Raw genomic sequence first — 26,055 nt, 5'->3', positions numbered from 1 at the left:
GCGCCCGCCACAAGTCCGGCTGGAGGCGGCGGACCCAGGCAGCGGGCACCGAGCCGAACCACGCCGAGCAGCAGGCAACGGCCGCGCCACGCCGCGGACAGACGGCGAGGCGGCTACGTCCTGGCGGGCAGCCGAGAATCAAACGGGAGCGATCCCGGCGGAGGACGCGCCACCACCGCCGGCAGAGCGGCAGACGGCAGGGCGGCGGACGGCAGGCGTCCGACTCCACGGCGCGCCGCAATCGGGTCCCGGCAAGTGTGTCCACACCGCGGATGGAACCTCCTGCGGCCAACACCAAAGAGTGCCAGCGTGCAGAACTGGCGCCCTCGATGATGTCGCCGGATTCGCACACCGCCGCTGCGACAGGATGTGGTGGCCACAACCCTCGACTCGGCACCCGCCGACGGCTCGACCAGCGCGCACGGCTCCGCCGCAACCCCCGGCGGCTCGACCGTTGGATGTCCGAGCGCCGGGCAGGCAGGCGTAGGGGCTCGACCAACCGGCGCGGCAACCAGGTCACCGGTCTCGGCGCCGTCTTGCGCGGCCACCGGAGCCGGCAAGGCGGCCGCTGGAGACTGAGGTCCTGGACGCTGGGGTGCTGAGCGCGGGAGTGCTGGGCTGGGTGAGGCGGGACCGGCGTTGACCGTCGGCGCGGCCGTGGGACAGCCTGGCTCCGACATCGCGCCGGCCGTGGGGCGGTCTGACTCCGACTTCGCGCCCGCCAGGAGACGGCCAGGCTCCGACATCGTGCCCGCCATGAGACAGCCCGGCTCCGACATCGCGCCGGCCGTGGGGCGGTCTGACTCCGCCAACGCCCTGGTCGAGCGCACCCGCGCCAGTTTCGCCGCGTGGCGGGCCGCCAGGCCGTGCTTGCGGGCCTCCGCGAACTCCGCGCGAACCCGCGCCCGCTCCTCGCGCCGCCGCTCGTGCTCAGCCATGGCGGCCGCGAACCGTGCGTCCCAGTCGATCGCCTCGAACGGCGCTGGTGGGCCGGAATCTGGTGCGTCCAAAGAGAAATACGGTCTCGGCACGTGCCGCCTCCCCCCGGTAGGCGCTGCCCCTCCATTCTCGACCGTGCACATCCCCACGTCCAGCGCCATGACGGCGCGTGACCAACGCCGCACCCTACGCGCGCCACGCAGGATGAACGCGCCCGTGGTCAGGCGGCGGCAGTGGTGCGGATCAGCGACGCGCAGGTGTCCGGTGCGTCGGAGAACGGCAGGTGGCCGCAGCCCGCAAGCCGGACGTGCCGGGCGGACGGCAAGGCCACAGCAGCGCGGCGGGCCTGGAACGCGGGCAGAATCGCGTCGCGGCTGCCCCAGGCGACCGTGACCGGAATCGATGCCAACCGGCCAGGTTCGCCGAAGCGGTGGCCAGCAAAGGCGGCCCGCGCGGCCCGGAAGCCCGGGGCAGCCACGAGCGCGTCCACGTCCGCGACGCACGCGGCCGGGTCGAGCCGGGCAGGGTGACCGAAGAACAAGCTGAACAGCGCGATCCGCCCTGGCGCCGTGGCGGCAAGTGCCGGCAATGCCGGGCGGGCGAGCCGCCCAAGGAGCCGGGCGCCGCTCACCGACGCCTGACACCAGCGCCGCGACAACGGCCCCCAGAAACCGATCGGGGCGAACGCCGTCACCGACCGAGCCACCCCGCGGCGGCCGAGTTCGAGCGCCACGCCCCCACCGAGAGAGCTGCCAGCGACGTGAAACGACGGGAAGATCTCGGCGGCGAAGTCGGTGACGGCGTCGGCAAAGGCACCCACGTCCGCGGCCGAGCCGCCCGAAAAGCGCGACAAACCAGCAGAACCGCCAAACCCGGGCAGGTCGAGCGCGACGACGTCGAATCGGGCCGCCAACAAGGGCAGGATCGGCTGCCACAGCTGCCAGCGGCTGCCGATGCCATGGATCAGCACGAGCGGGTCGCCGGAGCCCGAGCGGTGGTGCGACAACGCGGTCACCCGCTCACGGTACTTGTTGACACCCCGCCAACAACAGGGCACGGTGGCTGCCATGGGGATGAGTGGCGAGCGTGGGCGGCGGCTGGAGCCCGACGTCCGGCGCGAGCAGATTCTCGCCGTCGCGGTGCGGCTGTTCGGGGAGCGGCCGTATGCCACGGTGTCCACGACGGACATCGCCGAGGCCGCCGGGGTGGCGCGCGGCCTCATCAACCACTACTTCGGCACCAAACGAGGGCTGTTCATCGAGGCGGTGCGGGTGCTCGTCACGATCCCGGCGGTGGCCGTGGAGCAGCTCCCGGAGGGTGACCTCGCGACCCGGGTCGACGCCAGCGTCACCTGGTTTCTCGACGTGGTGTCGCGGCACAGCAGGTCGTGGCTGGCCGCCGTCGACGGTGGCGGCGTGGGCCGGGACGAGGACATCGAGCGGGTCCTCAAGGAGGCCGACGACATCGCCGCGGACAGCATCCTCGTCGCGGTCGGCCTGGACGGCGAGCAGGAGCACCGTGATGAGCTGCGGGCCATGGTACGGGCGTACTGCGGCCTGGCGAAGGCAACCGCGCGGGAGTGGCTGGAACACCGGACGCTCAACCGAGCGCAGGTGCACATCCTGCTGTCGACGATGCTCATCACCCTCGTCGAGCGGGTGTTCAGGACGCTCGGAGTGACCGGGACGCGGCCGTGAGGATCGCGGTCGTCGGCGCCGGTTTCGGTGGCATCGCCGCGGCGCACCTGTTGCGCCAGGCCGGTTTCCGCGACGTCGTCATCTTCGACAAGGCGGACGGCGTCGGCGGCGTCTGGCGGGACAACGTCTACCCGGGCTGCACGTGCGACATCCCGGCGCCGCTGTACTCGTACTCGTTCGCCCTCAATCCCGACTGGTCGCAACGGTTCCCGCCGCAGCCGGAGATCCTGGCGTACCTGCAGAAGTGTGTGCGCGACTTCGGCCTCGCGGAAAATCTCAGGCTCGGCGTCGACGTGGTCGCCGCGGACTGGACCGGCGAGGCGTGGCGGGTGGCGTTCAAGGACGGCACCACGGCGCTGTTCGACGTGCTGGTGCCGGCGATGGGGCAGCTGTCGCGGCCGGTGATCCCGGTGCTGCCAGGGCACGAGGATTTCACCGGTCCCGCGATGCACACCGCGCGCTGGGATCCCGGCCTCGACGTGACCGGACGACGCGTCGGAGTCATCGGCACCGGGGCGAGCGCGATCCAGCTGGTGCCCGCGATCGCCGGCCGGGCCGCGCGCGTCACCGTCTTCCAGCGCTCGGCGCCGTGGACGTTGCCGAAGCCGAACCGGCAGTACAAGGCCTGGCGCCAAAGGCTCAACCGCCGGGTGCCGGCCGTGATGCGGGCGGCGCGGGCCGGCACGTGGCTGCTGACGGTGGTGACCGGCAAGGCGGTGACCGGCAGCCGGCCGGCCAGGTTCGCGGTGTGGGCGCTGTCCAGCGGGCAGCGGTTCGTCCAGGCGCGGCGCATGCGGAAGACCGTCACGCCGGACTACGCGATGGGCTGCAAGCGGGTGCTGTTCACCGGAGACTGGTTCAGGACGTTGCGCCGGCCCGACGTCGCGCTCGTGACCGCGGACATCGAACGGTTGACAGCACAGGGCATCCGCACCGCCGACGGCGAAAGCCATGCGTGCGACGTCATCGTCTACGGTACCGGCTTCGCCGCCACCGAGTTCCTGGCGCCGGTGCGGATCACCGGGCGGGACGGCCGCGCGCTGCACGACGAGTGGCGCGACGGCGCCTTCGCCCACCTCGGCATCACGGTGCCCGGCTTCCCCAACATGTTCCTCATGTACGGGCCGAACACCAACACCGGCAACACGTCGGTGGTGTACTTCCACGAGGCGCAGGCCCGCTACATCGTGCAGGCCGTGCAGCTGCTGCAAACACAGCGCACGGTCGAGGTGCGTGCGGACGTGGCCGCGGCGTTCGACGCGGAGATGCGGCGGCGGCTCGGCGCCAGCGTGTGGGCAGGCTGCGACAGCTGGTATCGCACCGGCGGCGGCCGGGTCGTCACCAACTGGCCCGGCCTGGCCGGCGAGTACGCAGCACGCACCGCTCGCCTCAACGAAGCCGACTACACACGCTGAGCGGTGCCGAAGCGCATCGTGAACCCTGCGGCCACGAACGACAGCAGGGGACGCTTCCCGGCGAGGAACCGCAGCGGCCCGTCCGGCGCGATCGTCCACGCCACCCTCGCGAGGCCGTAGCGCGCGGTGGACCGGACGGGAGTCGTGCACGGCCGCCCCGCGAGGTCCTGCACGACGTTGAACCCGACCGGCAGCCGCGGCGGAATGCCGTTGCCGCGCGGCAGGGCCGCCGACGCGACAGGCCCGTCAGCGGTCGAGGCAGCCGCCGCACCCTCAGCAAAGACGGCGAGGTCCTTCGGGATGCCCCAGAGCGCCCGGCCGCCGTCGCGGGACGCGACGCTGTCGACCCAGATGTGTGTGATGGTGACCCGCGGCCGCCACCCGGCCCGGGTCAGCACCGCCGCCAGCAGCTCGTGGTAGCTCAGGTCGCCGCCGGGCTGGTAGTCGACCCACGCAGTGCCGATGAACGCGCGGCCGAACAACCGCACCACCCGGACCGCGCCGGACAGCGCCGCCGGCAGCGCCGGCACGTCGGCGACCGGCACGGCCCAGACGGACACGTGCATCCGCCCCCGCAGCGACCACGGTGACGGCGGATATGCCATCGACGGGCTTCCCTCCACGACGGCACTCTACGCCTCTTGACAGTCTGCCAACAGGCCGAGGTAGCTGCCTCCTCAGCGCCGCGACGGGCGCTTGCCTGATGACAATGAACTGCCGGTGAACAGGGCGGATAGTGTTCCACCGATCGGACGTTGGGACGGTTTCGGTGGACTTGAACCTGCATGTGCAAGGACGCATCGGTGGCGGCACCGTCATCGTCGCGCGAGGCGACCTCGACTATGCCGCCGCCGACCGCTTCCAGGCCTGCGTCGAACGGGCGCTGCAGCGGCCACCGGCCGCGCTGTACCTCGACCTGCGGCTGGTGACGTTCGTCGACTCCAGCGGTATCGGCGCCCTGGTCTCCGCGCACAAGCAGGCCGAGCGGGCCGGGTCGCGGCTGGTCCTGGAGAACCTGTCGGCGGCGCTCCTGCAGACCCTGCGCACCGCCGGCCTGGTCAGTTTCTTCGGCCTGCCGCCAGGATAGGTTCGTCCGCCGGGCGGGGCGCCTGCGCCGGCACCTTCGCCGTGGGCTTGCGCCAGCGGCGCGGCGTCCAGTCCTTCCACGCCAGGGCGTGCCGCTCGACCAGGTGCCAGGACAGCGCGGCGGCCGCGAACGCGGCGGCGAGGGACATGGCGATGTAGGGCAGGTAGCCCCACCGGCTCCAGCCGAGACTCGCGAACACCTGCTGGCCGATGAACCCGTAGATGTAGACGCCGTAGGAGTAGTCGTTGCGCCGGCCGATCCAGCGCAGCGCCCGCGGCATCCGCACGGCCGCCCACGCCAGCACGTACACCAGCGCCGGGAAACCGACCACGAAGAACCCGCCGCACAGCAGCGACGTGATCAGGGCCGCGAGGCAGGCGAACCCGGCGCCGTCGTGGATGACGATCCGGTCCCGGTACAGCTCCAGCATCGCCCCGCCCAGGAACAGCAGCCCCAGGTACATGAGCCAGTGGAACGAGATCTCGCCCAGCAGCGGCAGGTGCACGGAGCCGTAGTGCGGGGTCGGCGGGCCCAGCAGCGGCCGGCCCTGGATCTGGTCGACGACGACGACGCCGTACAGCGCGGCCACCAGGCACCCGACCAGCCACTTGCGGCGGCGCAGCACCGCGGTCACCGCGAGCGCGCCGGCGACGCAGTAGCACAGCATCTCGTAAACCAGGGACCACAGCGCCCCGTCGAAGACGCTGCCGCCGGACTGCAGCCCCCAGGGGGTGGACGCGAAGAGGTCGTGGATGCCGTACTGGCGGACCCCGGTGAACCAGTTGCCGGTCACGTACTGCAGCGGCCCCTTCGGCCCGGACCAGAACCCGTCCAGGGTCCCCCACTGGCGCAGCGCGACGAGGGGCGCGACGGCGAACGCGGTCACCAGCAGGCACACCCACAGCCCGGGCAGGATCCGCAGCATCCGGTGCCACGCGAACCGGCCGAGCGACGTGCGCGCCGCGCTGCGGGTGATCAGCATCCCGGACAGCACGAAGAAGCCGAACACGGCGAGGGTGCCGGTGTTGGTCTGGTTGCGGAACAGCGACTCGCCCAGGTCTTCCCAGCCGAAGCCGAGCGACGTGCCGTGCGTGAACACCACGACCACCGCCAGGCCGAGCCGGATCGCGCCGATGCCGTTGTCCCGTCCGGCATACAGCTGCCCGAGGGTCGCCGGCCGCCGGCCGTGCCTGGCCTTGGACCGTTGCCAAGGCCGCAACCGCGATGGTGGCTGCGGCCGTTGTGGAGGCACCACCGGCCCCGCCCGGTCCTGCCCGAGTTGCGTCACCGCGTCCCTCTCCGTCGCGCGCGAACCACGGCCTGGCCTGCATTGCGCAGCACCAGGTCCGCGAACCTTGCCGGGGGGAGTTGTGCGCGGGACATCCAGGTCCCGCGCCGAAGTCGGATGCGATGACGGCCGGGCGGGCCCACATCCACGACGAGGCTATCGCATTGATCCGGCCACGCAGGGTGAATGCCGGGCGGCGTTGCGGTGAAGTGTCACCGGGTGAAACCCGGCGCCCGAGCGATCACCTCCCGCAGGTTCGGCGCCACCTCAAGCGGGGTATCAGCAGGGTATGCCAACGATCATGCAGAAGGTCATGCGCTTCCTCAACAGTCCGGCCGGGCGCCGGGTCGTCGAGCAGGGCCGCAGGGAGCTCGCGAAGCCCGCCAACCAGGAGAAGTTGCGCCGCCTCGCATCCCGGGTCAAGGGCACCCGTCACCCCTGAACGGTGTAGGCAGGGGGAATGGATTTCGGAGTCGGATACTTCCCCACCCACGATGCGATGGGCCCAGGGCCGATCGCCCGGCTGGTCGAGGAACGCGGGCAGAGCGCGCTGTTCTTCGCCGAGCACACGCACATCCCGGCGAGCCGCGACACGCCGTACGGCGACGGCAGCACGCAGCTGCCGCGCCGGTACTGGCACACCTACGACCTGTTCGTCGCGCTGACCGCGGCCGCCGCGGCGACGAGCCGGCTGCGGGTCGGCAGCGGCATCTGCCTCGTCATCGAACGCGACCCGATCATCACCGCCAAGGAGGTCGCGTCCATCGACCACCTGTCCGGCGGCCGGTTCGAGTTCGGCGTCGGCGCCGGGTGGAACCGCGAGGAGATGCGCAACCACGGCACCGACCCCCGGATCCGCATGCGCGTCATGCGGGAGCGGATCGAGGCGATGCGGGCGATCTGGCGCGACGATGAGGCCACATACCACGGCGAGCACGTGTCGTTCGACCGCATCTGGTCATACCCGAAGCCGGTCCAGCGCCCGCACCCGCCGATCCTCGTCGGTGGCACCGGCCCCGGCGTCCTGGACCGGGTCCTGACGTTCGGCACCGCGTGGTTCCCGAACTACGACGAGAGCATCTTCCCCCGCATCGCGGAGCTGCGCGCCCGTGCCGACCGCCCGATCGACGTGCAGGTGCTCAGCGCCCCTGCCGACCCTGCCGCGCTGCAGCGCCTCCACGACGCCGGGGTACAGCGTGCGAGCCGCTGGCTGCCGTCCGCGGCCCAAGGGCCGGTGGAGCGGGCGCTGGAGCGCTGGGAGGCCGCGATCGCCGACTTCGCCGGCGAGGGCGGGTGACCGAGGCCGAGGCCCGTGCCCGGTTCGCGGCGTCGCCGGTGGCCCGCCTGGCCACCGCGACGCCGGACGGCCGGCCACATCTCGTCCCGATCGTGTTCGCCCTGCACGGTGGCACGATCTACCACGGTGTCGATGCCAAACCCAAGCGCCACACCAACCTGCGCCGCCTCGCCAACCTCGACGCCAACCCGCACGCCAGCGTCCTCGTCGACCACTACGACGACGACTGGGACACGCTGTGGTGGGTCCGCGCCGACGGTACGCCCCGGGACGTCGACCCGGCCGGCTCCGAGGGACGTGCGGCGGTGGCGCTGCTGGAGGAGCGGTATCCGCGATTCCAGTTGCGGGGGCGGCTGATCGCCGTCGACGTCACCGGATGGTCCTGGTGGACCGCCTAGGGTTGGGGCATGCGTCTGGTGTCGTTGCTGCCGTCCGCCACGGAGATCGTCTACGCGCTGGGGCTCGGCGGCGACCTGGTCGGCGTGACGTTCGAGTGTGACGAGCCGCCGTCGGCGCGGCAGGACAAGACCGTGGTCGTCGGCGGCCGGGACACCCGCGGGATGGCGCCGGGCGAGATCGACGCCTACGTGCGGGGGCAGTTCGCCGCCGGTGCCGACCTGTACACGCTGCACGCCGGTGCGCTCGCCGGGCTCGACCCGGAGCTGATCCTGACCCAGGACCTGTGCCGGGTGTGCGCGCTGCCGTCCGGTCACGTCGAGGACGCCCTGGAGCATCTCGGGTGCCGGGCGGACGTGCTGTCGCTCGACCCGCACTCCCTCGACGAGGTGCTCGGCACGTTCGTCGAGGTCGGCGCGCGGGCCGGGGTGCCCGATCGGGCGCAGCGGCTGGTCGCCGGGCTGCGGGCGCGGCTGGACGCGGTGGCGGCGGCGGTCCGCGGCCTGCCCCGGCGGCGGGTGCTGGTGGTCGAGTGGGTCGACCCGCCGTTCACCGCTGGGCACTGGGTGCCGGACCTGGTGACCGCGGCCGGCGGCGACCCGGTGGCCGCGCATCCGGGGGCACGGTCCCTCGCGACGACGTGGCCGGCGTTGGCCGGGGCGCGCCCGGACGTGGTCGTGGTGTCGCCGTGCGGCTTCCACCTCGACGGCGCCGCGGAGCAGGCGCGGCTGGTGGCACCGCGGTTCCCGGGTGCCGAGGTGTGGGCGATCGACGCCGACGGCATCGTGGTGCGGCCCGGTCCGCGGCTGGTCGACGGGGTCGAGGCCCTGGCCGCGGTCCTGCACCCCGGCGCGGTCCCGGCCCGCTCCGGCGCCGTGACTCGCATCGCATAAGCCATGACCGGCGGTACACCAGCAGCACATGACAAACGGGCCCGTGCGAGGCCCATTCACATGGACCTTGCACGAGCCCGCTCTGTCCAACCAGCGGGGCCGCGCTCAGCTGCTACGAGTCAACGGCACGCGCGCTGCGGTCACCGGCGTGTGCACGGTTTCCGAAGCAGGTGTTTGTCAGACGCCGCGAACGTTGTCGGCCTGCGGGCCCTTCTGGCCCTGGGTGACGTCGTACTCGACCTTCTGGCCCTCGGCGAGCTCGCGGTAGCCGCTGCTCGCGATGGCCGAGTAGTGCACGAAGACGTCCGCGCCGCCGTCGTCCTGCTGGATGAAGCCGAAGCCTTTTTCGGAGTTGAACCACTTCACGGTACCGCTAGCCACGCGTTCCTCCTGAACACAGTGAGTCCTGCCAGCCATCTTTGCCGACAGTGAAGACCTCACCGAGGAACACCGTACTGCCAGTGACCTCTTAGAGACAGCCGAGAACGCCATCTAAACCAGGCTGATTGCGCCATTCCCCTGGTCGAATGAGCCATAAAACAGGCGAAACACCAACAAAACAACCCGGAAAGTTTCACTAGATCGTTTGTAATTCGCAACACGAATGTTCGCCCGATGGGCTGAACGCCGGACGTCACACCCCGGGGAGGGCCACCCGCCACGGGCCGTCCGGGATCAGGGCGGCCAGCACCTCCAGCAGGTGCGGCGGCTCCAGGCGGTCCGGCAGCGCCGCCAGCTCGGACCAGCCGACCCAGGCGTGGGTGTCCAGGTTGACCTGCTCGTCGGGCATCAGCCCGGTCCGCATCAGCGGCGGCCGGTCACCGTCGAACCGCGCGACGAAGAAGTGCTCGGCCCCGGTGTAGTGCGTGCCGTTCCACCACACGTCCCGCTCGACCGGCACCGACCGGTCCTGCACCGCCGCCGGGTCCAGCCCGGTCTCCTCGGCCAGCTCCCGCCGCGCCGCCGCCAGGGGCGTCTCGCCGGGCTCGATGCCGCCGCCGGGCGGCTCCCAGAGCTGCCGGCCGTCGAACGGGTCCCGCCAGTGCAGCAGCAACACGCGGTCCGCGGCGTCCAGGCAGATGACCCGGGCGGCGGGCCGGTGCTTCGTCACGGCCCGACGCTACTGCAACCCCAGCGGCAGCATGTGCCGGATCACGGGCCTGCCCTCGGCGAGCGCGACCGCCCTCCGTTCCTGTGCCTTCTCGTCGAGCGTGAGCCGGCCGTAGTGCTGGCGCATGTGCTCCTCCCAGGACGGCACCAGGAATGCCTCCACGAAGCGGTCGGGCACCTCGCCCTCGCGGAAGAGCCGGTAGCGGCTGGCACCTGTGCGGCGGCGGGCCTGCCCGATCGGGGTCATCGCGGCGACGAACGCGTCCTGCCGTTCCGGGCGCACGGTGTACGTGACGGTCACGAGCACGGGTCCGCCCCCCGGTTCGGGTTCCATGACCAGATGCGGCTCCGGCCAGTAGACCGCCGGGTTCTGGTTGATGCCCCTGGTGTCCGGCAGCGGCCAGCGGGCCGCCGTGAGCACCCCGGCGACGAGCAGGCCGGCCGCGGCCAGGAACGCGGCCCGCAGCCCGAAGTGGTGCCCGACCAGCCCCCAGCAGCCGGCCGCGATGGCCTGGCCGCCGATGACGAAGACCTGGTAGACCGCCAGGCCGCGGGCCCTGACCCAGCCGGGCAGGAACAGCTGGATCTGGGCGTTGACGTTGGCGAGGATCGCGACCCACGCCACCCCCGCGGGCACCATGCACACGGTCAGCGGCACCGGCCGACGCAGCACGGCCATCGCGACGAGGGTGCCGGCGTACGCGAGGCTCGCCACGGCGACCGTCCCGTTCGTCGACGGGCCGGCGGGCAGCCGGGGCAGCAGCACCGCGCCGAGGATCGCACCGACGCCCAGCGCGCCGAGGAGCAGCCCGTACCCGTCGGGTCCGAGCCCCAGGTCCCGGCCGGCGAACAGCGGCAGCAGCGCCCAGATCGCGGTGGCCGGCACCACGAACAGCACCGCCCGCAGCAGGATCCGGCCCACCACCCGGGTGTGCCGCACGTAGCGGCCCCCGGCGTACAGCGCCGCGGCGAAGTGCTCCCGGTCCTCCGCGACGCCCTTCGGGCCGATCCGGCCGAACACCAGCAGCGTCGCGAACCCCAGCGCCGCGGCGGCGTTCAACGCGAACACGGTGGTGGCGCCGGTCGCCGCGATGATCAGCCCGGCGATGGCCGGGCCGACGGCGCGGGCGACGTTGACGCTGATGGCGCCGAGCGCCGACGCCTCGACCAGCTCGGCGCGCGGGACCAGGTCGGGGATGAGCGCGCCGATCGCCGGGGCGGACAGGGCCGCGCCGGCGCCGAGCGCGAACGTCGCCATCAGCAGCATGCCCGGTTCCAGCTCACCGATCGCGCCGAGCACCGTCATGCTGACCGCGACCGCCGCGATGAACAGCTGCGCGCCGACGAGCAGCCGGGTGCGGTTGACGATGTCGGCGAGCGCGCCGGCCGGCATCGCCAGCAGCAGCACCGGCAGGGTCGTCGCGGTGTGGACCAGTGCGACGAGCGCCTCGCCGCCCATGTCGGCGACGAGCATCCACTGCGCGCCGACGATCTGCATCCAGGCCCCGAGGTTCGCCGCGGCCGTGCCGATCCAGAGCATCCGGAACGCCCGTACGCGCAGCGGAGACCACGCCGTCACCGGCCGGGCACCCGCCGAGATGGCCGTCACCCGCAGCCAGCTACCCGCCCGGCCCGCCCGCGACCCCTGCCGGGCCGCTTTTCTTCGGCGCCGGTCGTCGCCGATGATGGGCAACCATGACGAGCACCGAGGCACCCCGTCCCGCGCCCGGCCCCGGGCGCATCAGGCAGAACGCCATCTACCGCGCCGGGGTGCTCGGCCGGGTGCCGTCCGTGCCCACCGACGCGGCCGAGCTCGAGCGCCGCGCCCGCAAAGCCATGTCGCGGAAGGCCTGGGCGTACGTGGCGGGCGGCGCCGGCAGCGGCGCGACGATGCGGCACAACCGGGCGGCGTTCGAGCGGTGGCGGGTCGTGCCGCGGATGCTGCACGGCGTCACCACCCGGGACCTGTCCACGGCCGTGCTCGGCACCCCGCTGCGCGCACCGCTGCTGCTCGCGCCCGTCGGCGCCGGGGCGCTCGTCACCCGCGGCAGCGACGTGCGGATCGCGCAGGGCGCGGCGGCGGCCGGCGTGCCGTACATCTTCTCCAGCCAGGGCAGCAGCCCGATGGAGCGCACCGCGGCCGCGATGGGCGACACGCCGTTCTGGTATCAGCTGTACTGGTCGACCGACGAGCCGCTGGTCGACTCGATGATCCGGCGCGCCGAGGACTGCGGCGCCCGGGCGCTGGTCGTCACGCTCGACACGACCCTGCTCGGCTGGCGGCCGCAGGACCTCAACCTGGGCTCGCTGCCGTTCGCGCGGGGGCTGGGCATCGCGCAGTACACCTCCGACCCGCGCTTCGGCGAGATCATGCGGGACCGCATCGCCGCCGCGGCCGGGCGGCGGGCCGAGCGGCCGCGGGTGACGCTCGCCGCGCTGCGGGCCCTGCTGTCGATGGCCCGCGAGTATCCCGGCGGCACCGGCGCCAACCTGCGCTCCGCCGAGCCGAGGGCGGCGGTCGAGACGTTCCTGGACATCTACTCCAACCCCGGCCTGAGCTGGGCCCACCTGGAGACGCTGCGGCGGCGCACGACGCTGCCGATCCTGCTCAAGGGCATCCTGCACCCCGACGACGCCAGGACCGCCCTCGAGGCCGGCGTCGACGGGATCATCGTGTCGAACCACGGCGGGCGGCAGGTCGATCACGCAGTCGCCGCGCTCGACGCCCTCGTCGCGGTCCGCGCCGCCGTCGGCCCCGACCCGACGGTGCTCTTCGACAGCGGCATCCGTTCGGGGGCTGACGTGTTCGTCGCGCTCGCGCTGGGCGCGGACGCCTGCCTGCTCGGCCGGCCGCACATCTACGGGCTCGCGATCGCCGGCGCCGACGGGGTGCGGCAGGTCGCCGAGAACATCGTCGCGGAGCTGGACCTGACGATGGCCCTCGTCGGCGTGCCGGACGTCGCCGCCGTCACCCGGGAGCTGCTCGTCCCCGCGCCCTGACCGCCTTCTACCTGACCCGGCAAGCGTCGCTCTTTCGACAGTCCCCGACCCGATGTGCCTGCTCCTGCGTGCTCCCTCAGTACAAGCCGGCCGACGGAGGTCGATGGACTGACGCTAGGGGACACCGAGATGAGCGACACACTGCAGCTGGGCACCGCCGCCGAGACCACCGCGCCGGAGCGGCCGCCGAGGTCCCGCGAGTCGTGGGCGGACGTGGCCAAGGGCGCCTGCATCCTGCTGGTCGTGCTGTGGCACGTCATCACGAAGGACTACCTGCAGGTCGACTGGCACCTGCCGGTGCCGCTGCCCGGCGCGTGGGGCCTGCTCGGCGAGCAGCTCCTGCCGCTGCGGATGCCGTTGTTCTTCGCCATCTCCGGCATGTTCGCGGTCGGCGCGGTCGGCCGGTCGTGGCGGGTCCTCGGCCGCTCGAAGGTGGCGAAGTTCGGCTACCTGTACGCGGTCTGGCTGCTGATCCACACGTTCGTGCTGGCGCTGGTGCCCGACTTCGACACCGCCCGGGCCAGCGGGCCGCTGCAGCTGCTGGAGCAGCTGACGATCACGCCGTCGAACCTGTGGTACCTGCTGGCGCTCGCGGTCTACTTCACCGTCGCGAAGGCGGTGCGGCGGCTGCCGACGACCCTGGTCCTCACGGTCGCCCTGGCGCTGTCCGTCGTGGTCGCCGCGGACCTCCTGGCGACCCCCGGCAACCGTGGCGGCCTGTACCAGAACCTGGTGTTCTTCCTCGCCGGGGTGCGCCTGCGGCCGGTCGTGGAACGCCTGGCCAACGCCGCGAACTGGCGCCGGCTGGCGCTGCTCGGCGGCGGCTACGCGCTCGGCCTGGCCGGGCTGCGCCTGGTGCCCGGCACCGGCCCGCTGGTCAGCGTGGTCGCGGTCGCCTTCGGCGTGACGGCGGCGGCGCTCGCGGCGCGGTCGCTGGTGGTGGCGCGGGTGCTCGGCGGCATCGGCCGGCGGACCCTGCCGATCTACGTGCTGCACATGCCGATCCTCGCGATCTGCCACGCGGTGCTGATCGGGCCGATGGACCGGGCGGACCCGCCGATGCAGCTGCTGCTGGCGGTCACCGAGCCGGTCCTGCTGACCGTCGTGGTCACCTGGTTCTGCCTGGCGCTGGAGCGCAGCCTGCCGGCGGTGCTGGTCGACCTGCCCGGCCGTGCCAAGCGGCCCGCTGTCACCGGCTGACGCGCTCGCACCGACGTTCCTCAGCGGCGGCGGCCCGGCGGCCCTATGCTCCGAACCGTCGGGCTCCGACGATCAGCCGGAGGGAGGGCGTTCGGTGGCGAACGACGACGCCGAGCCGCCCCGCCTGGTCCGGCCCTACATCACGCCGTCCCCGGACGACCCCGCGGACCCCGGCGAACCGGTCGGCCCGGCGGGCGCGCCGGCCGCGGCGCCGTCGACGGGTGGCGCCCACCGCGTCCCTGCCCGGCCGTCCGCGCTGCGCCGCCCGGGCACCACCCGGGCCGGACCCGCGACCGGCCGGGCCGCGCCGGGCGGCACCCCGCCGGGCGGTGACCGGACCGGGCCTGGCGGCGACGGGGTGGCACAACCGGCGTGGCGGCGCCTGGTCCTGATCGTCGTCGCGGCCGTCGCCGTGGTCGCCGGGCTGGTGGCGGTGGCCGTCCTCGCCGGCCGGGACGGCCCCGGCCCGAGCGCCGCCCCCTCCGCGCTGCCGCTGCCGTCCGGCCTGCCGGCGCCGCCGGACGCCGGCGACCCGTCCCCCGCCGCGTCCACGCCCAGCGCGTCCGGCGCCCCGAGCGCATCCGCTGGGTCCAGCGCCGCCAGGTCGCCGTCGCGGAGCGTCCCCCCACGCAGGTCGGCGACGGCGTCGGCGTCGATTGCCGGTACACCTTCCGCGGCGAATCCGGACGGCGCCAACCTGGCACTCGGCCGGCCCGCGACGGCCTCGTCCGTGGAGGGTGACGCCTACGCGCCCCGCTTCGCGGTCGACGGCAACCCCGGCACCCGGTGGAGCAGCGCGTTCAGCGACCCGCAGTGGATCAGCGTCGATCTCGGCCGGCTGTGGCTCGTCACGCAGATCACGCTGCGGTGGGAGGCGGCGTACGGCGTCGAGTACGACCTCGCAGTCAGCGCCGACGGCACGACGTGGCGCAGCGTGTGGCGCACCGGCGAGGGCGCCGGCGGGGTGCGCGACGTGCGGATCGCCGCCACGCCGGCCCGGTTCGTGAGGATGACCGGCACGCGGCGGATCGGCCAGTACGGCTACTCGCTGTTCGAGTTCGAGGTCCGTTAGTCCCAGGCCTGGCCGAGCCGGGCGAGCTGGCCGGCGTATTCGATGCGGTCGAGCCAGGCGACCGGCCACGCGACCATGCCCCGCTCGGCGCCGATGAACGCGCCGGCCAGGCAGGCGATGGAGTCGGAGTCGCCGGAGGTGGTGGCGGCGCGGGCGAGGGCGGTCACCGGGTCGCCGGCGTGCCGGACGGCGCACAGCAGGCCGGTCGCGAGGGCCTCCTCGGCGATCCAGCCGGCGCCGGTGGCCGCGCACGGGTCGCCGCCGTCGTCGGGGCGGGACAGGGCAAGGTCGAGCCGGTCGAGCACGTCGACGCACTCGTCCCAGCCGCGGCTGATGAAGTCCTCCGGGCTGATCACCGCCGGCTGCTGCCACAGCGTGCCGAGCCACTCCTCGCGGTAGGTGGTGCGCTGCGAGTGGCACCGGTCGCGCAGCGCGGCCGGCAGCGACGCGAGGTCGGCGCCGTCGCGCAGCAGCCGCACGGCGTACGCGGTCAGCTCGCTCGCCGCGAGGGCGGTCGGGTGCCCGTGCGTCATGGCCGCCTGCAGCTGCGCCACCCCGGCCAGGGTGTCCAGGTCGTAGGTCGGGACGAGGCCGACGGGCGCGACCCGCATGTTGGCGCCGCAGCCCTTGGAGCCGGCGACGGTGGCCTCGACCCAGGGCACGTCCCGGGCGAGGCCGCCGCAGGCCCGCAGGCACGTCATGCCGGGCGCCCGGTTGTTGTCGGGGCTGTGCGCCCACTCCACGAACCGCTTGCGCAGCAGCGGCTCCAGCGCGGCCGGGGTCGGCGAGGGCGCGTCCAGCAGCGCGTGGCCGACCGCGAGGGCCATCTGCGTGTCGTCGGTGACCAGCGCCGGGTCGCCCTCCAGGTCACGGGGGCCGCCGAAGCCGTAGCGTTCCTCGATCGCGGCGACCGTCATGAACTCGGTCGGTTTGCCGAGCGCGTCACCGTACGCCAGTCCGAACAGGCACCCTGAGGCCGAAGTCGACACGCAGTGTATCGTAGCGGCTCGGCTACCTGATGGGATCGGCGACGGTCGAGGGCGTCGTGGCGAGCTGCTTCGCCGTCGCCTGGGCCTGCGCGAGGGTCGGGTTGGCGCGCAGCTGCCGGGCGCCTTCGACGATCTGCTCGTACTTGCCGCGGCCGGCACGGGTGCCCAGCACGTAACCGGTGGCGAGCCCGGCGGCCAATGTCAGCAGTTTCATCCTGGTCTCCTTCGAAGGTGCGTCGCTCGAATCCCCCGCCGTGGTGCCCGCCCCACCGGCCACTCAAACCCCGGGCGACGTTCCCTCCCCGGAGGTGACGCCGCCCGCGACGGAATTCGTGATCGTGCAGAGAGACGATGTACGTCTGCGCGAGCGGAGGGCCGGTTCATTGGGTACACCCGTCCGCGCGGGCACTGCCGTGCTCGGCCTGCTGCTGGTGCTCGGAACGCTCGGCGGCTGCACGTCGGACGCCCCCGCCAAGCCGCCGCCGTCCGGGCCGCCGCCGGTCACCGACCCCACCGACTTCAGGCACGGGCCGGTGGACCCGTCGGCGAGCGGGGACGCGGCGGTGTCGGTCAGCACCGTGGCCCGGCACCTGGACATCCCGTGGGGCGTGACGTTCCTGCCCGACGGCAGCGCGCTGGTCACGGAGCGGCGGACCCTGCGCATCCTGCGGATCGGCCCCAAGCGGGCGGCGAACGGGACGCTGACGGTGTCACCGGTGGCGAAGATCAGCGAGGCGACCTCCGACAACGAGGGCGGGCTGCTCGGCATCGCCGCCTCGCCGCGCTTCGCCCTCGACCAGACCGTGTACATCTACTACACGACCGACACCGACAACCGGATCGCGAAGCTCAAGCTCAACGAGCGGCCCAAGCCGATCGTCACCGGCATCCCCAAGGGCGGCATCCACGACGGCGGCCGGCTCGCGTTCGGCCCCGACGGGTACCTGTACGCCAGCACCGGCGAGGCGTCGCGGACCGAGGGGGCGCAGGATCTCGGCAGCCTCGGCGGAAAGATCCTGCGGATGACGACGGACGGCAAACCCCCGCCGGGCAACCCGTTCCGCAATTCGCTGGTGTGGTCCTACGGCCACCGCAACCCCGAAGGCATGGACTGGGACGCCGACGGCAACATGTACGTCGCGGAGATCGGCGAGGCCGTGTGGGACGAGCTGAACATCATCAAGCCCGGCGGGAACTACGGCTGGCCGAATGTCGAGGGGATCGGCGGCAACCCGAAGTACGTCGACCCGGTGGTGACCTGGCATCCCGAGGTCGGGGTCAGCGCCGGCGTGGCGGTGCTCGGCAGCACCGCCATCATCACCTGCCTGCGCGGGCAGCGCATCTACCTCGTCGGCGTCGGCGGCGTCGGCCGCGAGCAGGGGGCCGGCAGCCGGCCGACGGAGGGCGGCGAGCCGGACACGTGGGGCGTCCGCTGGCGGCCCGGGGCCGGGGTGACGGGGCGGCCCGTCGAGGCACTGGCCACGAAGTACGGGCGGCTGCGCACCGCGATCAAGGCGCCGGACGGCAGCGTGTGGCTCACCACGTCCAACCGCGACGGCCGCCTCGACAAGGGACCGTCCACTGAGGACGACCGGATCCTCCGGCTGACGCTGCGGCCGGTCGCCTCGCCGGGCCCGCGTTGACGCTCGGCTCGCGCCTGCGGGCGCTGCCGCGGGCGATGCCGCGGCGGCGGGCCTTCTCGCGTGGTGCGCGCCTGCGGGCGGCGGCCGCCTGCCTGGCCGTCGCGGTCGTGCTCGGCGTGCTGCTGCTGGCCCGCGAGCGGCCTGGCGACACCCACGGGCGGCGCTGCTCAGACCCCGGCGCCGTGTCGATGGCCAACCGGGTGGTCATCGACTCGGACCTGTCGCAGCGGAAGCTGCGCTGCGCCGACCTTGAACGCTCCACTGTGGAGGGTTTCGTGCGGGAGGCGAACCTGAGCGGGTCCAACCTGCACGCGGCGCGCCTGAGCTCGCTGTCGATGGAGAACGTCGACCTGTCCGGGGCCGACCTCACCGACGCCGCCGCCCGCGACGCCACCCTCACCGGGGTCGAGCTCGGCCGCGCCGACCTGACCCGCACGGTCTGGCAGGGCAGCACCTTCACCGACGTGGGGCTGCGCGGCGCCGTGCTGCGCGACGCGGACCTGCGCCGCACCGAGATCCGCCGGTCCGACCTGGGCGGGGCGGACGCCCGCAACGCGGACCTCACCGGCGCGGCGCTGATCGACACCGACCTGCGCGGCACCCGCCTCGATGGCGCCCGCCTCGACGGCACCATGTGGGTGAACGTGGTCTGCCCGGACGGCACGAAGTCCGGCGGCGCCCGCGAGTCCTGCTCCGGTCACCTGACGCCGCGTTAGCAGCCCCGGAAGACCTCCAGCGCGGGCAGCGCGCGGCCGTCGAAGTCGAACAGCGCCTGGTTCTCCCAGCCGTTGCCGGAGGCCGGATCGGCCGGGTCCCATCCGGCACCGGTCACCGCGGTCCACGTGGGCTCCCAGTAGACGAAGCCCAGACCGCGCCCGCCCGGCACCGACGCGACGACGTCGGCGACGGCGCGCACCGCGTCGGCCTGGCCCTGCGGCGTGGCCGGGTGGCCGCCGGCGGCGGCAAGGTCGGCGGTGAAGATCTGGGCGGTCGGGTCGTCCTCGGCCGTGGTGAAGCCGTACGCGGTCTCGGCGACGAGGACATCCTTGCCGTAGCGGGCGGACAGGTCGACGATGTTGGCCCGCAGGCTCTCCGCCGTGCCGTGCCAGTACAGGTAGTGCGACACCGCGATGACGTCGAACGGCACGCCGAGCGCGGTGGCGTTGTCGAACCACCAGCGGTGCCCGCCGTTGTTGCCGCCCTCGGCGAGGTGCAGCACGACCCGGGTGCGGTTGGAGACGGCCTTCGCGACGCTCGCGCCAGCGGTGAGCAGCGCGGCCAGGTTCGGCCAGTTGTCCCAGCGCCCGTCGGGCCACAGCAGGCCGCCGTTGATCTCGTTGCCGATCTGGACCAGGTCCGCGGTGGTGCCCTGCCGGTGCAGCGCGTGCAGCACGTCGTAGGTGTGGTCGCGCACGGCCGCCTTGAGCTCCTCGAAGGCGTACCCCGCCCAGGCGGCCGGCTTGTTCTGCTTGCCGGGGTCGGCCCAGGCGTCGGAGTAGTGGAAGTCGATGAACAGTCGCATGCCGCGGGCCTTGGCCCGGGCGGCCATCCGCAGCACGTGGGCCTTGTCGTTGTAGCCGTCGGCCGGGTTCACCCAGACCTTCAGCCGGGCGACGTTGACGTCGTGCTCGCCCAGGATGGTGAGCGCGTCGGCGCGGCGGCCGTTCGCCCGGCGGTACACGGCGCCGAAGTCCTCGTTCTTGGCCAGGGTCGACACGTCGGCACCGCGGATCGCGAGCCGGCGGCGGGGTGCGGCCGACGCCTCGGCCGGGGCGGCGACACCGGCCACCGGAGCGGCCGCGGCGGCGGCCAGGATGGTACGTCTGCGCATGGGTGTCCTCACCTCACGTGGGCGGATGGAACCGTGAACGCTCCCAGTATCGGTCTGATAATGGCGCCATCTATTGCCGGAAATCAAGACTTGTAGACTGGGAGCGTTCACGGTTCATGCCCTGCCAGGCGTCAGAGGTGGCCGGTGCCGGCGTTTCCGGTGACGGAGGCGGCCACGGTCGAGGCGGGTTCCAGGGTGTACGGGTACGGCGGGCTCGTGAACGTCCCGACCTGGGTGATGAGGTTCGGCCCGCACCCGGTGTAGACGTTGCCGCGCTCCACCGCATAGCCGTCCTGCACGCTGAGCGTGGTGGTCTTGACCGGGGTGGCGACGTTGGCGAACACGTTGCCCTCGACCAGGACCTGGGCGCCCATGCGGGAGTGCACGCCGTTGTTGTCGTCGTGGTAGTAGTTGTTGAACACGTGCGCGGTGCCGAAGCGGATGCTGGGCAGCCGGGCGTCGAGGTTGTAGAACTCGTTGTGGTGGTAGGTCACCGTGAGGTGCCCGACGTCCTCGGCGGCGTTGTCGTCGTCGTGGCTCACCAGCGACGTCTTCCAGTGATCGTGCAGCTTGTTCCACGACACCGTGACCCAGTCGCTGGCGTGGGTGATGTCGATGAGCCCGTCGTAGTAGTCGATGTCGTGCGCCCGATCGCTCCACAGCTCGTTGTGGTCGATCCAGACGTGGTCGGCGTCCTGCACCGTGATGGCGTCGGTGCCGACCGGGTTGGACAGCTTCAGGTTGCGGATGATGACGTTGTTGTAGTGCGAGATCTTCAGGCCGCCGCCGTTGATCCCGGAGTTGGCGCCGAGGCCGACGATCGTCTTGTCGCCCCGCACGGTCGCCTGCCCGGAGCCCTGCAGGATCCCGTTGACCTGCACGGTCTCCGGCGTGTGCCGGCCGACCTCGGTGACCAGGTCCGCCCACGTCGACACGGTGACGGTCGGGCCGCCGGCGCCGCCGGTGGTGCCGCCGGCCAGGGTCGCGTAGCCGACCATGCCCGCGGGCGGGTTGCCGGTCGGCGGCGCGCTGGAGGTTGCGCTGGTGGGTGGTGTACCGGCCACGCCGGTGACCCGCACGTCGTCGACCGACGCCGACGCGTGGTAGGTCCACACCCCGACCTTGCCGCTGCCGAACGCGGTCGAGGTGCCCTGTGCCACCAGGGTCCCGCCGACGTAGCCGCGCAGGGCGGTGCCGACGGCCTCGACCCGGACCGTCGCCCAGGCGCCGGTCGCGGCGGTGTGGGTGCCGGCGCCGAGCACGGTCACCGCGCCGTTGCGCACGGCCTCGAGCTGGGCCCGGCCGTCGGCGTACAGCGCGAACCGGTAGGCGCTGGTGGAGCTCTGCTGGCGCACGGCGAGCGCGACGAAGCCGTCCGCGGCCCGGTCGACGGGCCGCAGGCGGGCCTCGGCGGCGACGTCGGTCCACGCCGAACCGGCGTAGGCGCGGGCGTCGCCGGTGGTGGCACTGGTCTGGCGCAGCACGCGGGAGCCGTCGGTGAGCACCGACCAGCTGCCGCCGGACTTGGACCAGCCGTTGGCGTTGCCGTCCTCGAAGTCGTCGGTGAACAGGGTGGTGTCGGCGGCGGCGATCCTGGCCGCGCCGAGCAGCAGCGCGACGACGGCCACGGTGACGGCGGCCACCGACGGCCACCGCCGTCGGATGGGCGGGATGTGCATGTGCGGCCTCCTGGCGGGGAGTGGAGGCCGGGGGCGGGTCGGGCACCGCGGGGGTCGGCGCCCCCTCAACCGGCGCAACGGCTGAGGAAAACGGTTTCCCCGAACGTAGGACGCGGATTGCCGACTGTCAATGCGTGGTGGGTCCACCCGGGAAGATCTGCAACAATCCTGCACATCGACGTTCGTCGACGTCCCGTGATGCGGCTCCTGGCGTCCCGGGAAAGGCCTTTCCTCAGGCCTTTCCGCCGTCCCTTCAAGGTCACGGACAAGGACCGGCCGGGGAGCCTCCCTCCCCGGCCGGTGCCGTGTGCGCTCAGATGTGGCCCGTGCCCGCTCCGGCGAGGACCGCGGCCTTGACCGTGTCCGCGCTCTGCGCGGTGTAGCCGTAGTAGGTGCCCGGCTCCTGGACCGTCCCGCCGATCGTGCCGGGTGCGCTCTCGCCGATGAAGAGGTTGCCCCGCGCGACGATCCGCCCCTTCGGGCCGGCGTAGTCGATGGCGTACGCCTCCTCGGTGTTCTCGAAGACGTTGTTCTCGATCACGCAGCCGGCCGACGCCTGGCAGGCCACCCCGATGTCGGTGTTGTAGAGGAAGTAGTTGTTGAACACGTGCACCGGCTCGCCGAAGCGCACCCGCGGGTTGCGCTGCGGGGTCCGGTCGAAGAAGTTGTGGTGGTAGGTCACCTTGAGCTGGCCGGTGTCCTGCGCGCCGTTGCTGTCGTCGTGGCCGAGCAGCATGTTCTTCGTGTGGTCGTGGGTGTGGTTCCAGGACACCGTCACGTAGCTGGAGCCGCGCTTGATGTCCACCAGGCCGTCGTAGCCGTGCGACAGGTCGTTGTGGTCGATCCACACGTGGTGGCTGAACATCTGCACGTTGACGGCGTCGTCGGGGGTACCGGTGAAGACCAGGTTCCGGATGATGACGTTGTGCACGGCGTTCGCGGGCGGTGCCGTCATCGCGTTGTCGACCGGCAGCCCGACGTTGAGCCCGCCGCCGGTCAGGCCCGAGGCGGCGCCGACGCCGACGATCGTCTTGTCCGACGTCACGTCGTGCATGGGGCCCGGCAGCGTGATGACGCCGTTGACCCGGATGACCAGCGGGCCCGTGCGGGCGATCGCGGCGAGGAACCCGGCCGCGTCGCTGACGGTCACGGTCGGTCCCCCGCAGCCGCCGGTCGTGCCGTTCTGCCCCCAGGCGTTGACCGCGGCGAACCCGATGACGGCCGGCGGGTTGGTGCATTCGCCCGGCGGCTCCGGTGACTGCGACGGCGTGGGCTCCGGTGATGACGGCGGCGTGCCAGTGGTGGTGTCGGCGGTGACGTCGTCGAAGGTGGCGCTCGCGTAGCTGGTCAGCAGGCCGAGCCGGCCGGTGGCGAACGTGGCGTCGGTCGCCGTCACGACCTGTGCGCCGTTGACGAGACCGCGCAGCGTGCCGCCGGCCACCTCCAGGCGGACGGTGGCCCAGGTGCCGGCTGGCACCGACGCGACGCCGGTCGCGATGGTGCTGACCGCGCCGCCGACCCGTTTGACGAGGCGGGCCTGGCCGCCGGTGAGGGTGAGCGCGTAGTAGTTGCTGCTGTTCTGGGCGCGGGCGATCACGCCGACCGACTGGCCGTTGTAGGAGATCGGTTTGATCCTGGCCTGCACGGCGTAGTCCGTCCAGGTCGTCGCGCCGGCGAACGCCCGGGCGTCGCTGCTGGTGCCGGCCTGGCGGAACGCGCGGGAGCCGTCGGTGACGACGGACCAGCTGCCACCGGACTTTGACCAGCCGTTGGCGTTGCCGTCCTCGAAGTCGTCGGCGAACAGCGGCGCGCCGAACGCGATGCCGGCCGCGCCGACAACGACCACGACTGTGGTCACGGCCGCCGCGACGCCGGCGACGCGTCTGGAGATGGGCAGGGAAAGGTGCATGGTGCCTCCCGGTGCGGAGTGTGGCGGAGCTCCTTGGGAAAGGCCTTTCCTGAGTCGACGCTAGGCCCATCAATCGATGAGCGTCAACGAAATTCGTTCGCAGGAAAGTTGCAGCGCCGCGCCCGTCACTCCGCCGCGGAGCCGTCGACCTGCCAGCAGGCGGCGGTGAAACGGACCTCCGCGCCGTGCACGTAGGGTTCGAACGCGGCGCGGACCGTGTCGACGACCCGTGCCCGGGTCTGCTCGTCGGCCTGGCCCAGGACCGTGCCGAGCGGGCCGAGCCGGGTGAAGTACCGCACCAGGTCGCGCTCCGGCAGCACGCACGGCACGTCGACCGGCCGGATGTCGACCCCGGTCCAGCCGCCCCGGTCGAGGACGTCGCGGACCAGGGCCCGGTCGGCGAACGCGAACTGTCCCGGCTCGCCGGGCCGCCGGACGGGCAGGTCCGGCACGAGCGGCGCGGCGGCCCGCTCGGCGGTGGTCATGAACGGGTTCTCCGCGATGTCGCGCCACACGACGGCCCGCAGGACCACGCCGGTCGTCGCGGCGCGGCGCAGGTTGGCGAAGGCGCGGGTGGGGTCGGCGAAGAACATGACGCCGAAGCGGGAGATGACCGCGTCGAAGCCGCCGGGGGTGAAGTCGTGCTCCTGCGCGTCGGCGTGGATGAACGCCACCGGCACGCCGTCGCGTGCGGCGCGGGCCCGCGCGGCGGCGATCATCGGCTCGGCGATGTCGACGCCCACGCAGCCGCTCGTGCCGAGCCGGCGGGCGACGGCGACCGTGGTGCCGCCGGTGCCGCAGCCGACGTCGAGCACGCGCTCGGCGGCGGCCGCCGCGACCTCGGCGACCAGGAGGTCCTCGAAGGGCCGGAACACCTCGTCCAGCATTGCCTGCGCGTCGATCCAGGCCTGTCCGGCGATGCCGCTCCAGCGTGCCGTCTGGTGCATGTCCGTCTCCCGTGGTTGCGATGTGAGCCGTTCGGATGCGACCGTTGCACTTCAAGCCGACTTGAGGTCAACCGCATGACGAACCTGGACATCGCCGAGGTGGCGCGGCGCGCCGGCCTGCCCGCCTCGACGCTGCGGTATTACGAGGAGAAGGGCCTGATCGCGTCGGTCGGCCGGGCCGGGCTGCGCCGCCAGTTCGATCCGGGTGTGCTGCAGCGGCTGGCCCTGATCGCCCTGGGCCGCACCGCGGGCTTCTCCCTCGACGAGATCGTGCTGATGTTCGGCCCCGACGGGCAGCCCCGCATCGACCGGGGCATGCTCTCGGCGAAGGCCGACGAGCTGGACGGCACGATCCGCAGGCTCAGCGTGCTGCGCGACTCGCTGCGGCACGCCGCCGCCTGCCCCGCACCGAGCCACCTGCAGTGCCCGACCTTCCAGCGGCTCATCCGCGCCGCCGAGTCCGGCGTGGTGCCCTCGCCGGTCAGGCCGCGGTCACCGGCGGTTCGTTCGACCAGGGGAAGTTGATCCAGCGGTCGGTGCGCCGCCACACGTATTCGCACCGCACGACCGTCTGCGGCTTCTCGTACAGCACGGCGCAACGCACGTCGGCGGCGTGCTCCACGCAGAAGTCGCGGACCACCCGCAGCGTCGCTCCGGTGTCGGAGACGTCGTCGGCGATGAGCACCCGCTTGCCGGCGAGGTCCTCCCCGTCGGGCGTGGGCCGCAACACCACCGGGGCGGCGAGCCGCTCGTCGATGCCGGTGTAATACAGGACGTTCATCATCACCAGGTGCTTCACGTCCAGCGCGTAGCCCAGGGCGCCGGCCAGGAGCAGGCCACCGCGGGCGACGCACAGCACCACGTCGGGCCGGAACCCGTCGTCGACGACCGCCTGCGCCAGGGCCCGCGAGGCGTCGCCGAACGTCTGCCAGTCCAGCTCTTCCCGCTCATCCATGGTCGCTCTGCCTTACGTCGCGGGGGCCGGTGCTCCCCTCCGAGTTTACCGGCCCCCACGAACGGCTCAGCCCTCCGGTCAGCCCTCCAGTCAGCCCTCCAAGGCCTTCCACAGTTTCGGCGTCCACACCCAGTGGCCATTGACGTTGACCAGGCCGTCATACGCCACGCCGGAGCTCTCGCCCGGCTTGACGTACCGCCAGCGGAACCAGGTAAGTCCCGGCTTCAGGTGCGGGCCGACCTGCTGGTAGCCGCCGGGGAAGTTCGCCTGGACGGTGGTCGACCAGGACCGGATCTCCTCGCTGGTGGCGTGGAACAGCAGCAGCTCGGTCTTCGCGGCACCGGTGTCGATCTTGAGGTTGGCGGGGTCGTTCCACAGGCTCGTCGCGTAGAACTGCTCGGCCTTCGCCGCGGCGTCACCCACGAACAGCGCCTTGTAGTCCTCGGTCGTCGGCTTGAGCCGCAGCGCCAGCTGGGGGTCCTCCGGCAGCGCCTTCAGCAGCGCGTTCGCGCCCTTCTCCGAGTTCGGGTACGCGTCGCCGGCCGGGCTCTGCCCGGACGATGGCGGCGTGGTCGGCTGCTGAGCCGCGGATGACTGCGCGGCCGGGGTCTCCGCCGCCTCCTTCTCGCAGCCGGCGACGGCCACGCCGAGCAGGGTTGCCAACAATGTCGAAAGCGCCAGGCGCCTCATATGTACTCCTCGTCAGTT

At 72.7% G+C, this 26,055-nt stretch carries 27 protein-coding genes; 13 read left to right on the top strand and 14 right to left on the bottom strand.

All coding sequences use genetic code 11. From position 1 onward, the window contains the following. Positions 1-1,159: 1,159 nt before the first annotated feature. The gene (locus tag AB0K00_RS06230; protein WP_363516161.1) at positions 1,160-1,954 is read right to left on the bottom strand and encodes an alpha/beta hydrolase; all 795 of its coding nucleotides are present in this window, start codon (positions 1,952-1,954) and stop codon (positions 1,160-1,162) included. Between the two features lie 52 nt (positions 1,955-2,006). Here AB0K00_RS06230 and AB0K00_RS06225 point away from each other — a divergent pair, with 52 nt between their 5' ends. Beyond that, complete coding sequence (locus AB0K00_RS06225) at positions 2,007-2,636, top strand: helix-turn-helix domain-containing protein (RefSeq protein ID WP_363516158.1); 630 nt, start codon at positions 2,007-2,009, stop codon at positions 2,634-2,636. Then, positions 2,633-4,051 (top strand): NAD(P)/FAD-dependent oxidoreductase, encoded by a 1,419-nt coding sequence (locus AB0K00_RS06220; RefSeq protein ID WP_363516155.1) that lies wholly within the window; start codon positions 2,633-2,635, stop codon positions 4,049-4,051. The genes AB0K00_RS06225 and AB0K00_RS06220 overlap by 4 nt, the downstream gene beginning before the upstream one ends. Here AB0K00_RS06220 and AB0K00_RS06215 read toward each other — a convergent pair. Next, positions 4,039-4,674 (bottom strand): acetoacetate decarboxylase, encoded by a 636-nt coding sequence (locus AB0K00_RS06215; RefSeq protein WP_363516152.1) that lies wholly within the window; start codon positions 4,672-4,674, stop codon positions 4,039-4,041. The two genes, AB0K00_RS06220 and AB0K00_RS06215, sit on opposite strands and share 13 nt — an antisense overlap. Positions 4,675-4,826: 152 nt before the next feature. On the opposite strand from AB0K00_RS06215, the gene AB0K00_RS06210 reads away from it, so the two are divergent. After that, a complete protein-coding gene (locus tag AB0K00_RS06210) occupies positions 4,827-5,138 on the top strand; it encodes an STAS domain-containing protein (RefSeq protein ID WP_363516149.1) in 312 nt (103 codons plus the stop codon). Here the strand turns inward: AB0K00_RS06210 and AB0K00_RS06205 are convergent. Further along, positions 5,110-6,426 (bottom strand): acyltransferase, encoded by a 1,317-nt coding sequence (locus tag AB0K00_RS06205; RefSeq protein WP_363516146.1) that lies wholly within the window; start codon positions 6,424-6,426, stop codon positions 5,110-5,112. The genes AB0K00_RS06210 and AB0K00_RS06205 overlap by 29 nt on opposite strands. Positions 6,427-6,715: 289 nt before the next feature. Between AB0K00_RS06205 and AB0K00_RS06200 the strand changes: the two genes are divergently transcribed. Genes AB0K00_RS06200 through AB0K00_RS06185 form a run of 4 tightly spaced genes read left to right on the top strand, consistent with a single transcriptional unit; the run spans position 6,716 to position 9,012 of the window. Then, positions 6,716-6,868, top strand: a complete 153-nt coding sequence (locus AB0K00_RS06200; protein WP_363516143.1) for a hypothetical protein — start codon at positions 6,716-6,718, stop codon at positions 6,866-6,868. Between the two features lie 18 nt (positions 6,869-6,886). Further along, positions 6,887-7,723, top strand: a complete 837-nt coding sequence (locus AB0K00_RS06195; protein ID WP_363516140.1) for a TIGR03619 family F420-dependent LLM class oxidoreductase — start codon at positions 6,887-6,889, stop codon at positions 7,721-7,723. Then, a complete protein-coding gene (locus tag AB0K00_RS06190; protein ID WP_363516137.1) occupies positions 7,720-8,121 on the top strand; it encodes a TIGR03668 family PPOX class F420-dependent oxidoreductase in 402 nt (133 codons plus the stop codon). The genes AB0K00_RS06195 and AB0K00_RS06190 overlap by 4 nt, the downstream gene beginning before the upstream one ends. A gap of 9 nt (positions 8,122-8,130) precedes the next feature. Beyond that, positions 8,131-9,012 (top strand): ABC transporter substrate-binding protein, encoded by an 882-nt coding sequence (locus AB0K00_RS06185; protein ID WP_363516134.1) that lies wholly within the window; start codon positions 8,131-8,133, stop codon positions 9,010-9,012. Between the two features lie 177 nt (positions 9,013-9,189). Here AB0K00_RS06185 and AB0K00_RS06180 read toward each other — a convergent pair whose 3' ends face one another. The 3 genes from AB0K00_RS06180 to AB0K00_RS06170 all read right to left on the bottom strand — a co-directional run bounded on the left by AB0K00_RS06180 (position 9,190) and on the right by AB0K00_RS06170 (position 11,731). After that, positions 9,190-9,393 carry a cold-shock protein gene (locus tag AB0K00_RS06180; RefSeq protein WP_203851697.1) on the bottom strand — a complete coding sequence of 68 codons (204 nt, stop codon included), beginning with the start codon at positions 9,391-9,393 and terminating at the stop codon, positions 9,190-9,192. A gap of 253 nt (positions 9,394-9,646) precedes the next feature. Further along, positions 9,647-10,123, bottom strand: coding sequence for an NUDIX domain-containing protein (locus tag AB0K00_RS06175; protein WP_363516130.1), 477 nt, complete (start codon positions 10,121-10,123; stop codon positions 9,647-9,649). A gap of 9 nt (positions 10,124-10,132) precedes the next feature. Continuing rightward, positions 10,133-11,731, bottom strand: coding sequence for an MFS transporter (locus AB0K00_RS06170; protein ID WP_363516127.1), 1,599 nt, complete (start codon positions 11,729-11,731; stop codon positions 10,133-10,135). An 86-nt stretch (positions 11,732-11,817) separates the two neighbouring features. Here AB0K00_RS06170 and AB0K00_RS06165 point away from each other — a divergent pair, with 86 nt between their 5' ends. The 3 genes from AB0K00_RS06165 to AB0K00_RS06155 all read left to right on the top strand — a co-directional run bounded on the left by AB0K00_RS06165 (position 11,818) and on the right by AB0K00_RS06155 (position 15,394). Then, complete coding sequence (locus AB0K00_RS06165) at positions 11,818-13,122, top strand: alpha-hydroxy-acid oxidizing protein (RefSeq protein ID WP_363516124.1); 1,305 nt, start codon at positions 11,818-11,820, stop codon at positions 13,120-13,122. Between the two features lie 129 nt (positions 13,123-13,251). Then, complete coding sequence (locus tag AB0K00_RS06160) at positions 13,252-14,322, top strand: acyltransferase family protein (RefSeq protein ID WP_363516121.1); 1,071 nt, start codon at positions 13,252-13,254, stop codon at positions 14,320-14,322. A gap of 94 nt (positions 14,323-14,416) precedes the next feature. Then, positions 14,417-15,394 (top strand): discoidin domain-containing protein, encoded by a 978-nt coding sequence (locus AB0K00_RS06155; protein WP_363516118.1) that lies wholly within the window; start codon positions 14,417-14,419, stop codon positions 15,392-15,394. Here AB0K00_RS06155 and AB0K00_RS06150 read toward each other — a convergent pair. Together AB0K00_RS06150 and AB0K00_RS06145 are read right to left on the bottom strand one after the other, a co-directional pair. Beyond that, positions 15,391-16,392 carry an ADP-ribosylglycohydrolase family protein gene (locus AB0K00_RS06150; protein WP_363516449.1) on the bottom strand — a complete coding sequence of 334 codons (1,002 nt, stop codon included), beginning with the start codon at positions 16,390-16,392 and terminating at the stop codon, positions 15,391-15,393. The two genes, AB0K00_RS06155 and AB0K00_RS06150, sit on opposite strands and share 4 nt — an antisense overlap. A gap of 13 nt (positions 16,393-16,405) precedes the next feature. Next, on the bottom strand, positions 16,406-16,597 hold the full coding sequence (locus tag AB0K00_RS06145) for a hypothetical protein (protein ID WP_363516115.1): 192 nt from the start codon (positions 16,595-16,597) through the stop codon (positions 16,406-16,408). 169 nt (positions 16,598-16,766) lie between these two features. Here AB0K00_RS06145 and AB0K00_RS06140 point away from each other — a divergent pair, with 169 nt between their 5' ends. Beyond that, positions 16,767-18,026 carry a PQQ-dependent sugar dehydrogenase gene (locus tag AB0K00_RS06140; protein WP_363516112.1) on the top strand — a complete coding sequence of 420 codons (1,260 nt, stop codon included), beginning with the start codon at positions 16,767-16,769 and terminating at the stop codon, positions 18,024-18,026. Further along, the gene (locus AB0K00_RS06135; protein ID WP_363516109.1) at positions 18,023-18,742 is read left to right on the top strand and encodes a pentapeptide repeat-containing protein; all 720 of its coding nucleotides are present in this window, start codon (positions 18,023-18,025) and stop codon (positions 18,740-18,742) included. Before AB0K00_RS06140 ends, AB0K00_RS06135 begins: the two co-directional genes overlap by 4 nt. On the opposite strand, the gene AB0K00_RS06130 is transcribed toward AB0K00_RS06135, so the two are convergent. The 4 genes from AB0K00_RS06130 to AB0K00_RS06115 all read right to left on the bottom strand — a co-directional run bounded on the left by AB0K00_RS06130 (position 18,739) and on the right by AB0K00_RS06115 (position 24,392). Next, on the bottom strand, positions 18,739-19,857 hold the full coding sequence (locus AB0K00_RS06130; RefSeq protein WP_363516106.1) for an arabinogalactan endo-1,4-beta-galactosidase: 1,119 nt from the start codon (positions 19,855-19,857) through the stop codon (positions 18,739-18,741). The genes AB0K00_RS06135 and AB0K00_RS06130 overlap by 4 nt on opposite strands. Before the next feature lie 131 nt (positions 19,858-19,988). Beyond that, the gene (locus AB0K00_RS06125; protein WP_363516103.1) at positions 19,989-21,536 is read right to left on the bottom strand and encodes a polysaccharide lyase family 1 protein; all 1,548 of its coding nucleotides are present in this window, start codon (positions 21,534-21,536) and stop codon (positions 19,989-19,991) included. Between the two features lie 313 nt (positions 21,537-21,849). Then, positions 21,850-23,445 carry a right-handed parallel beta-helix repeat-containing protein gene (locus tag AB0K00_RS06120; RefSeq protein ID WP_363516100.1) on the bottom strand — a complete coding sequence of 532 codons (1,596 nt, stop codon included), beginning with the start codon at positions 23,443-23,445 and terminating at the stop codon, positions 21,850-21,852. Between the two features lie 125 nt (positions 23,446-23,570). After that, positions 23,571-24,392: a class I SAM-dependent methyltransferase gene (locus AB0K00_RS06115; RefSeq protein WP_363516097.1), complete on the bottom strand. Its 822-nt coding sequence runs from the start codon at positions 24,390-24,392 to the stop codon at positions 23,571-23,573. A 75-nt stretch (positions 24,393-24,467) separates the two neighbouring features. Here AB0K00_RS06115 and AB0K00_RS06110 point away from each other — a divergent pair, with 75 nt between their 5' ends. Beyond that, on the top strand, positions 24,468-24,917 hold the full coding sequence (locus tag AB0K00_RS06110; protein ID WP_363516094.1) for a helix-turn-helix domain-containing protein: 450 nt from the start codon (positions 24,468-24,470) through the stop codon (positions 24,915-24,917). Here AB0K00_RS06110 and AB0K00_RS06105 read toward each other — a convergent pair. Next, positions 24,874-25,347 carry a phosphoribosyltransferase family protein gene (locus AB0K00_RS06105; RefSeq protein ID WP_363516091.1) on the bottom strand — a complete coding sequence of 158 codons (474 nt, stop codon included), beginning with the start codon at positions 25,345-25,347 and terminating at the stop codon, positions 24,874-24,876. The two genes, AB0K00_RS06110 and AB0K00_RS06105, sit on opposite strands and share 44 nt — an antisense overlap. A gap of 90 nt (positions 25,348-25,437) precedes the next feature. Further along, positions 25,438-26,037 carry a hypothetical protein gene (locus tag AB0K00_RS06100; RefSeq protein ID WP_363516088.1) on the bottom strand — a complete coding sequence of 200 codons (600 nt, stop codon included), beginning with the start codon at positions 26,035-26,037 and terminating at the stop codon, positions 25,438-25,440. Between the last annotated feature and the right edge of the window lie 18 nt (positions 26,038-26,055).

Origin of the sequence: Dactylosporangium sp. NPDC049525 (genome assembly GCF_040676755.1) — a bacterium.
In the GTDB taxonomy this organism is placed as follows: domain Bacteria; phylum Actinomycetota; class Actinomycetes; order Mycobacteriales; family Micromonosporaceae; genus Dactylosporangium.
The sequence above is the reverse complement of the archived record's forward strand: the minus strand, read 5'-3'. Positions and strand labels throughout refer to the sequence as shown.

Excerpts from the sequence above, each read along its gene's own strand:
- AB0K00_RS06160 (WP_363516121.1), top strand. The coding sequence starts at position 13,252 with ATGAGCGACACACTGCAGCTGGGCACCGCCGCCGAGACCACCGCGCCG.
- AB0K00_RS06195 (WP_363516140.1), top strand. The coding sequence starts at position 6,887 with ATGGATTTCGGAGTCGGATACTTCCCCACCCACGATGCGATGGGCCCA.
- AB0K00_RS06115 (WP_363516097.1), bottom strand. The coding sequence starts at position 24,392 with ATGCACCAGACGGCACGCTGGAGCGGCATCGCCGGACAGGCCTGGATC.
- AB0K00_RS06185 (WP_363516134.1), top strand. The coding sequence starts at position 8,131 with ATGCGTCTGGTGTCGTTGCTGCCGTCCGCCACGGAGATCGTCTACGCG.
- AB0K00_RS06130 (WP_363516106.1), bottom strand. The coding sequence starts at position 19,857 with ATGCGCAGACGTACCATCCTGGCCGCCGCCGCGGCCGCTCCGGTGGCC.
- AB0K00_RS06120 (WP_363516100.1), bottom strand. The coding sequence starts at position 23,445 with ATGCACCTTTCCCTGCCCATCTCCAGACGCGTCGCCGGCGTCGCGGCG.
- AB0K00_RS06105 (WP_363516091.1), bottom strand. The coding sequence starts at position 25,347 with ATGGATGAGCGGGAAGAGCTGGACTGGCAGACGTTCGGCGACGCCTCG.
- AB0K00_RS06145 (WP_363516115.1), bottom strand. The coding sequence starts at position 16,597 with ATGAAACTGCTGACATTGGCCGCCGGGCTCGCCACCGGTTACGTGCTG.
- AB0K00_RS06165 (WP_363516124.1), top strand. The coding sequence starts at position 11,818 with ATGACGAGCACCGAGGCACCCCGTCCCGCGCCCGGCCCCGGGCGCATC.
- AB0K00_RS06225 (WP_363516158.1), top strand. The coding sequence starts at position 2,007 with ATGGGGATGAGTGGCGAGCGTGGGCGGCGGCTGGAGCCCGACGTCCGG.
- AB0K00_RS06110 (WP_363516094.1), top strand. The coding sequence starts at position 24,468 with ATGACGAACCTGGACATCGCCGAGGTGGCGCGGCGCGCCGGCCTGCCC.
- AB0K00_RS06100 (WP_363516088.1), bottom strand. The coding sequence starts at position 26,037 with ATGAGGCGCCTGGCGCTTTCGACATTGTTGGCAACCCTGCTCGGCGTG.
- AB0K00_RS06125 (WP_363516103.1), bottom strand. The coding sequence starts at position 21,536 with ATGCACATCCCGCCCATCCGACGGCGGTGGCCGTCGGTGGCCGCCGTC.
- AB0K00_RS06200 (WP_363516143.1), top strand. The coding sequence starts at position 6,716 with ATGCCAACGATCATGCAGAAGGTCATGCGCTTCCTCAACAGTCCGGCC.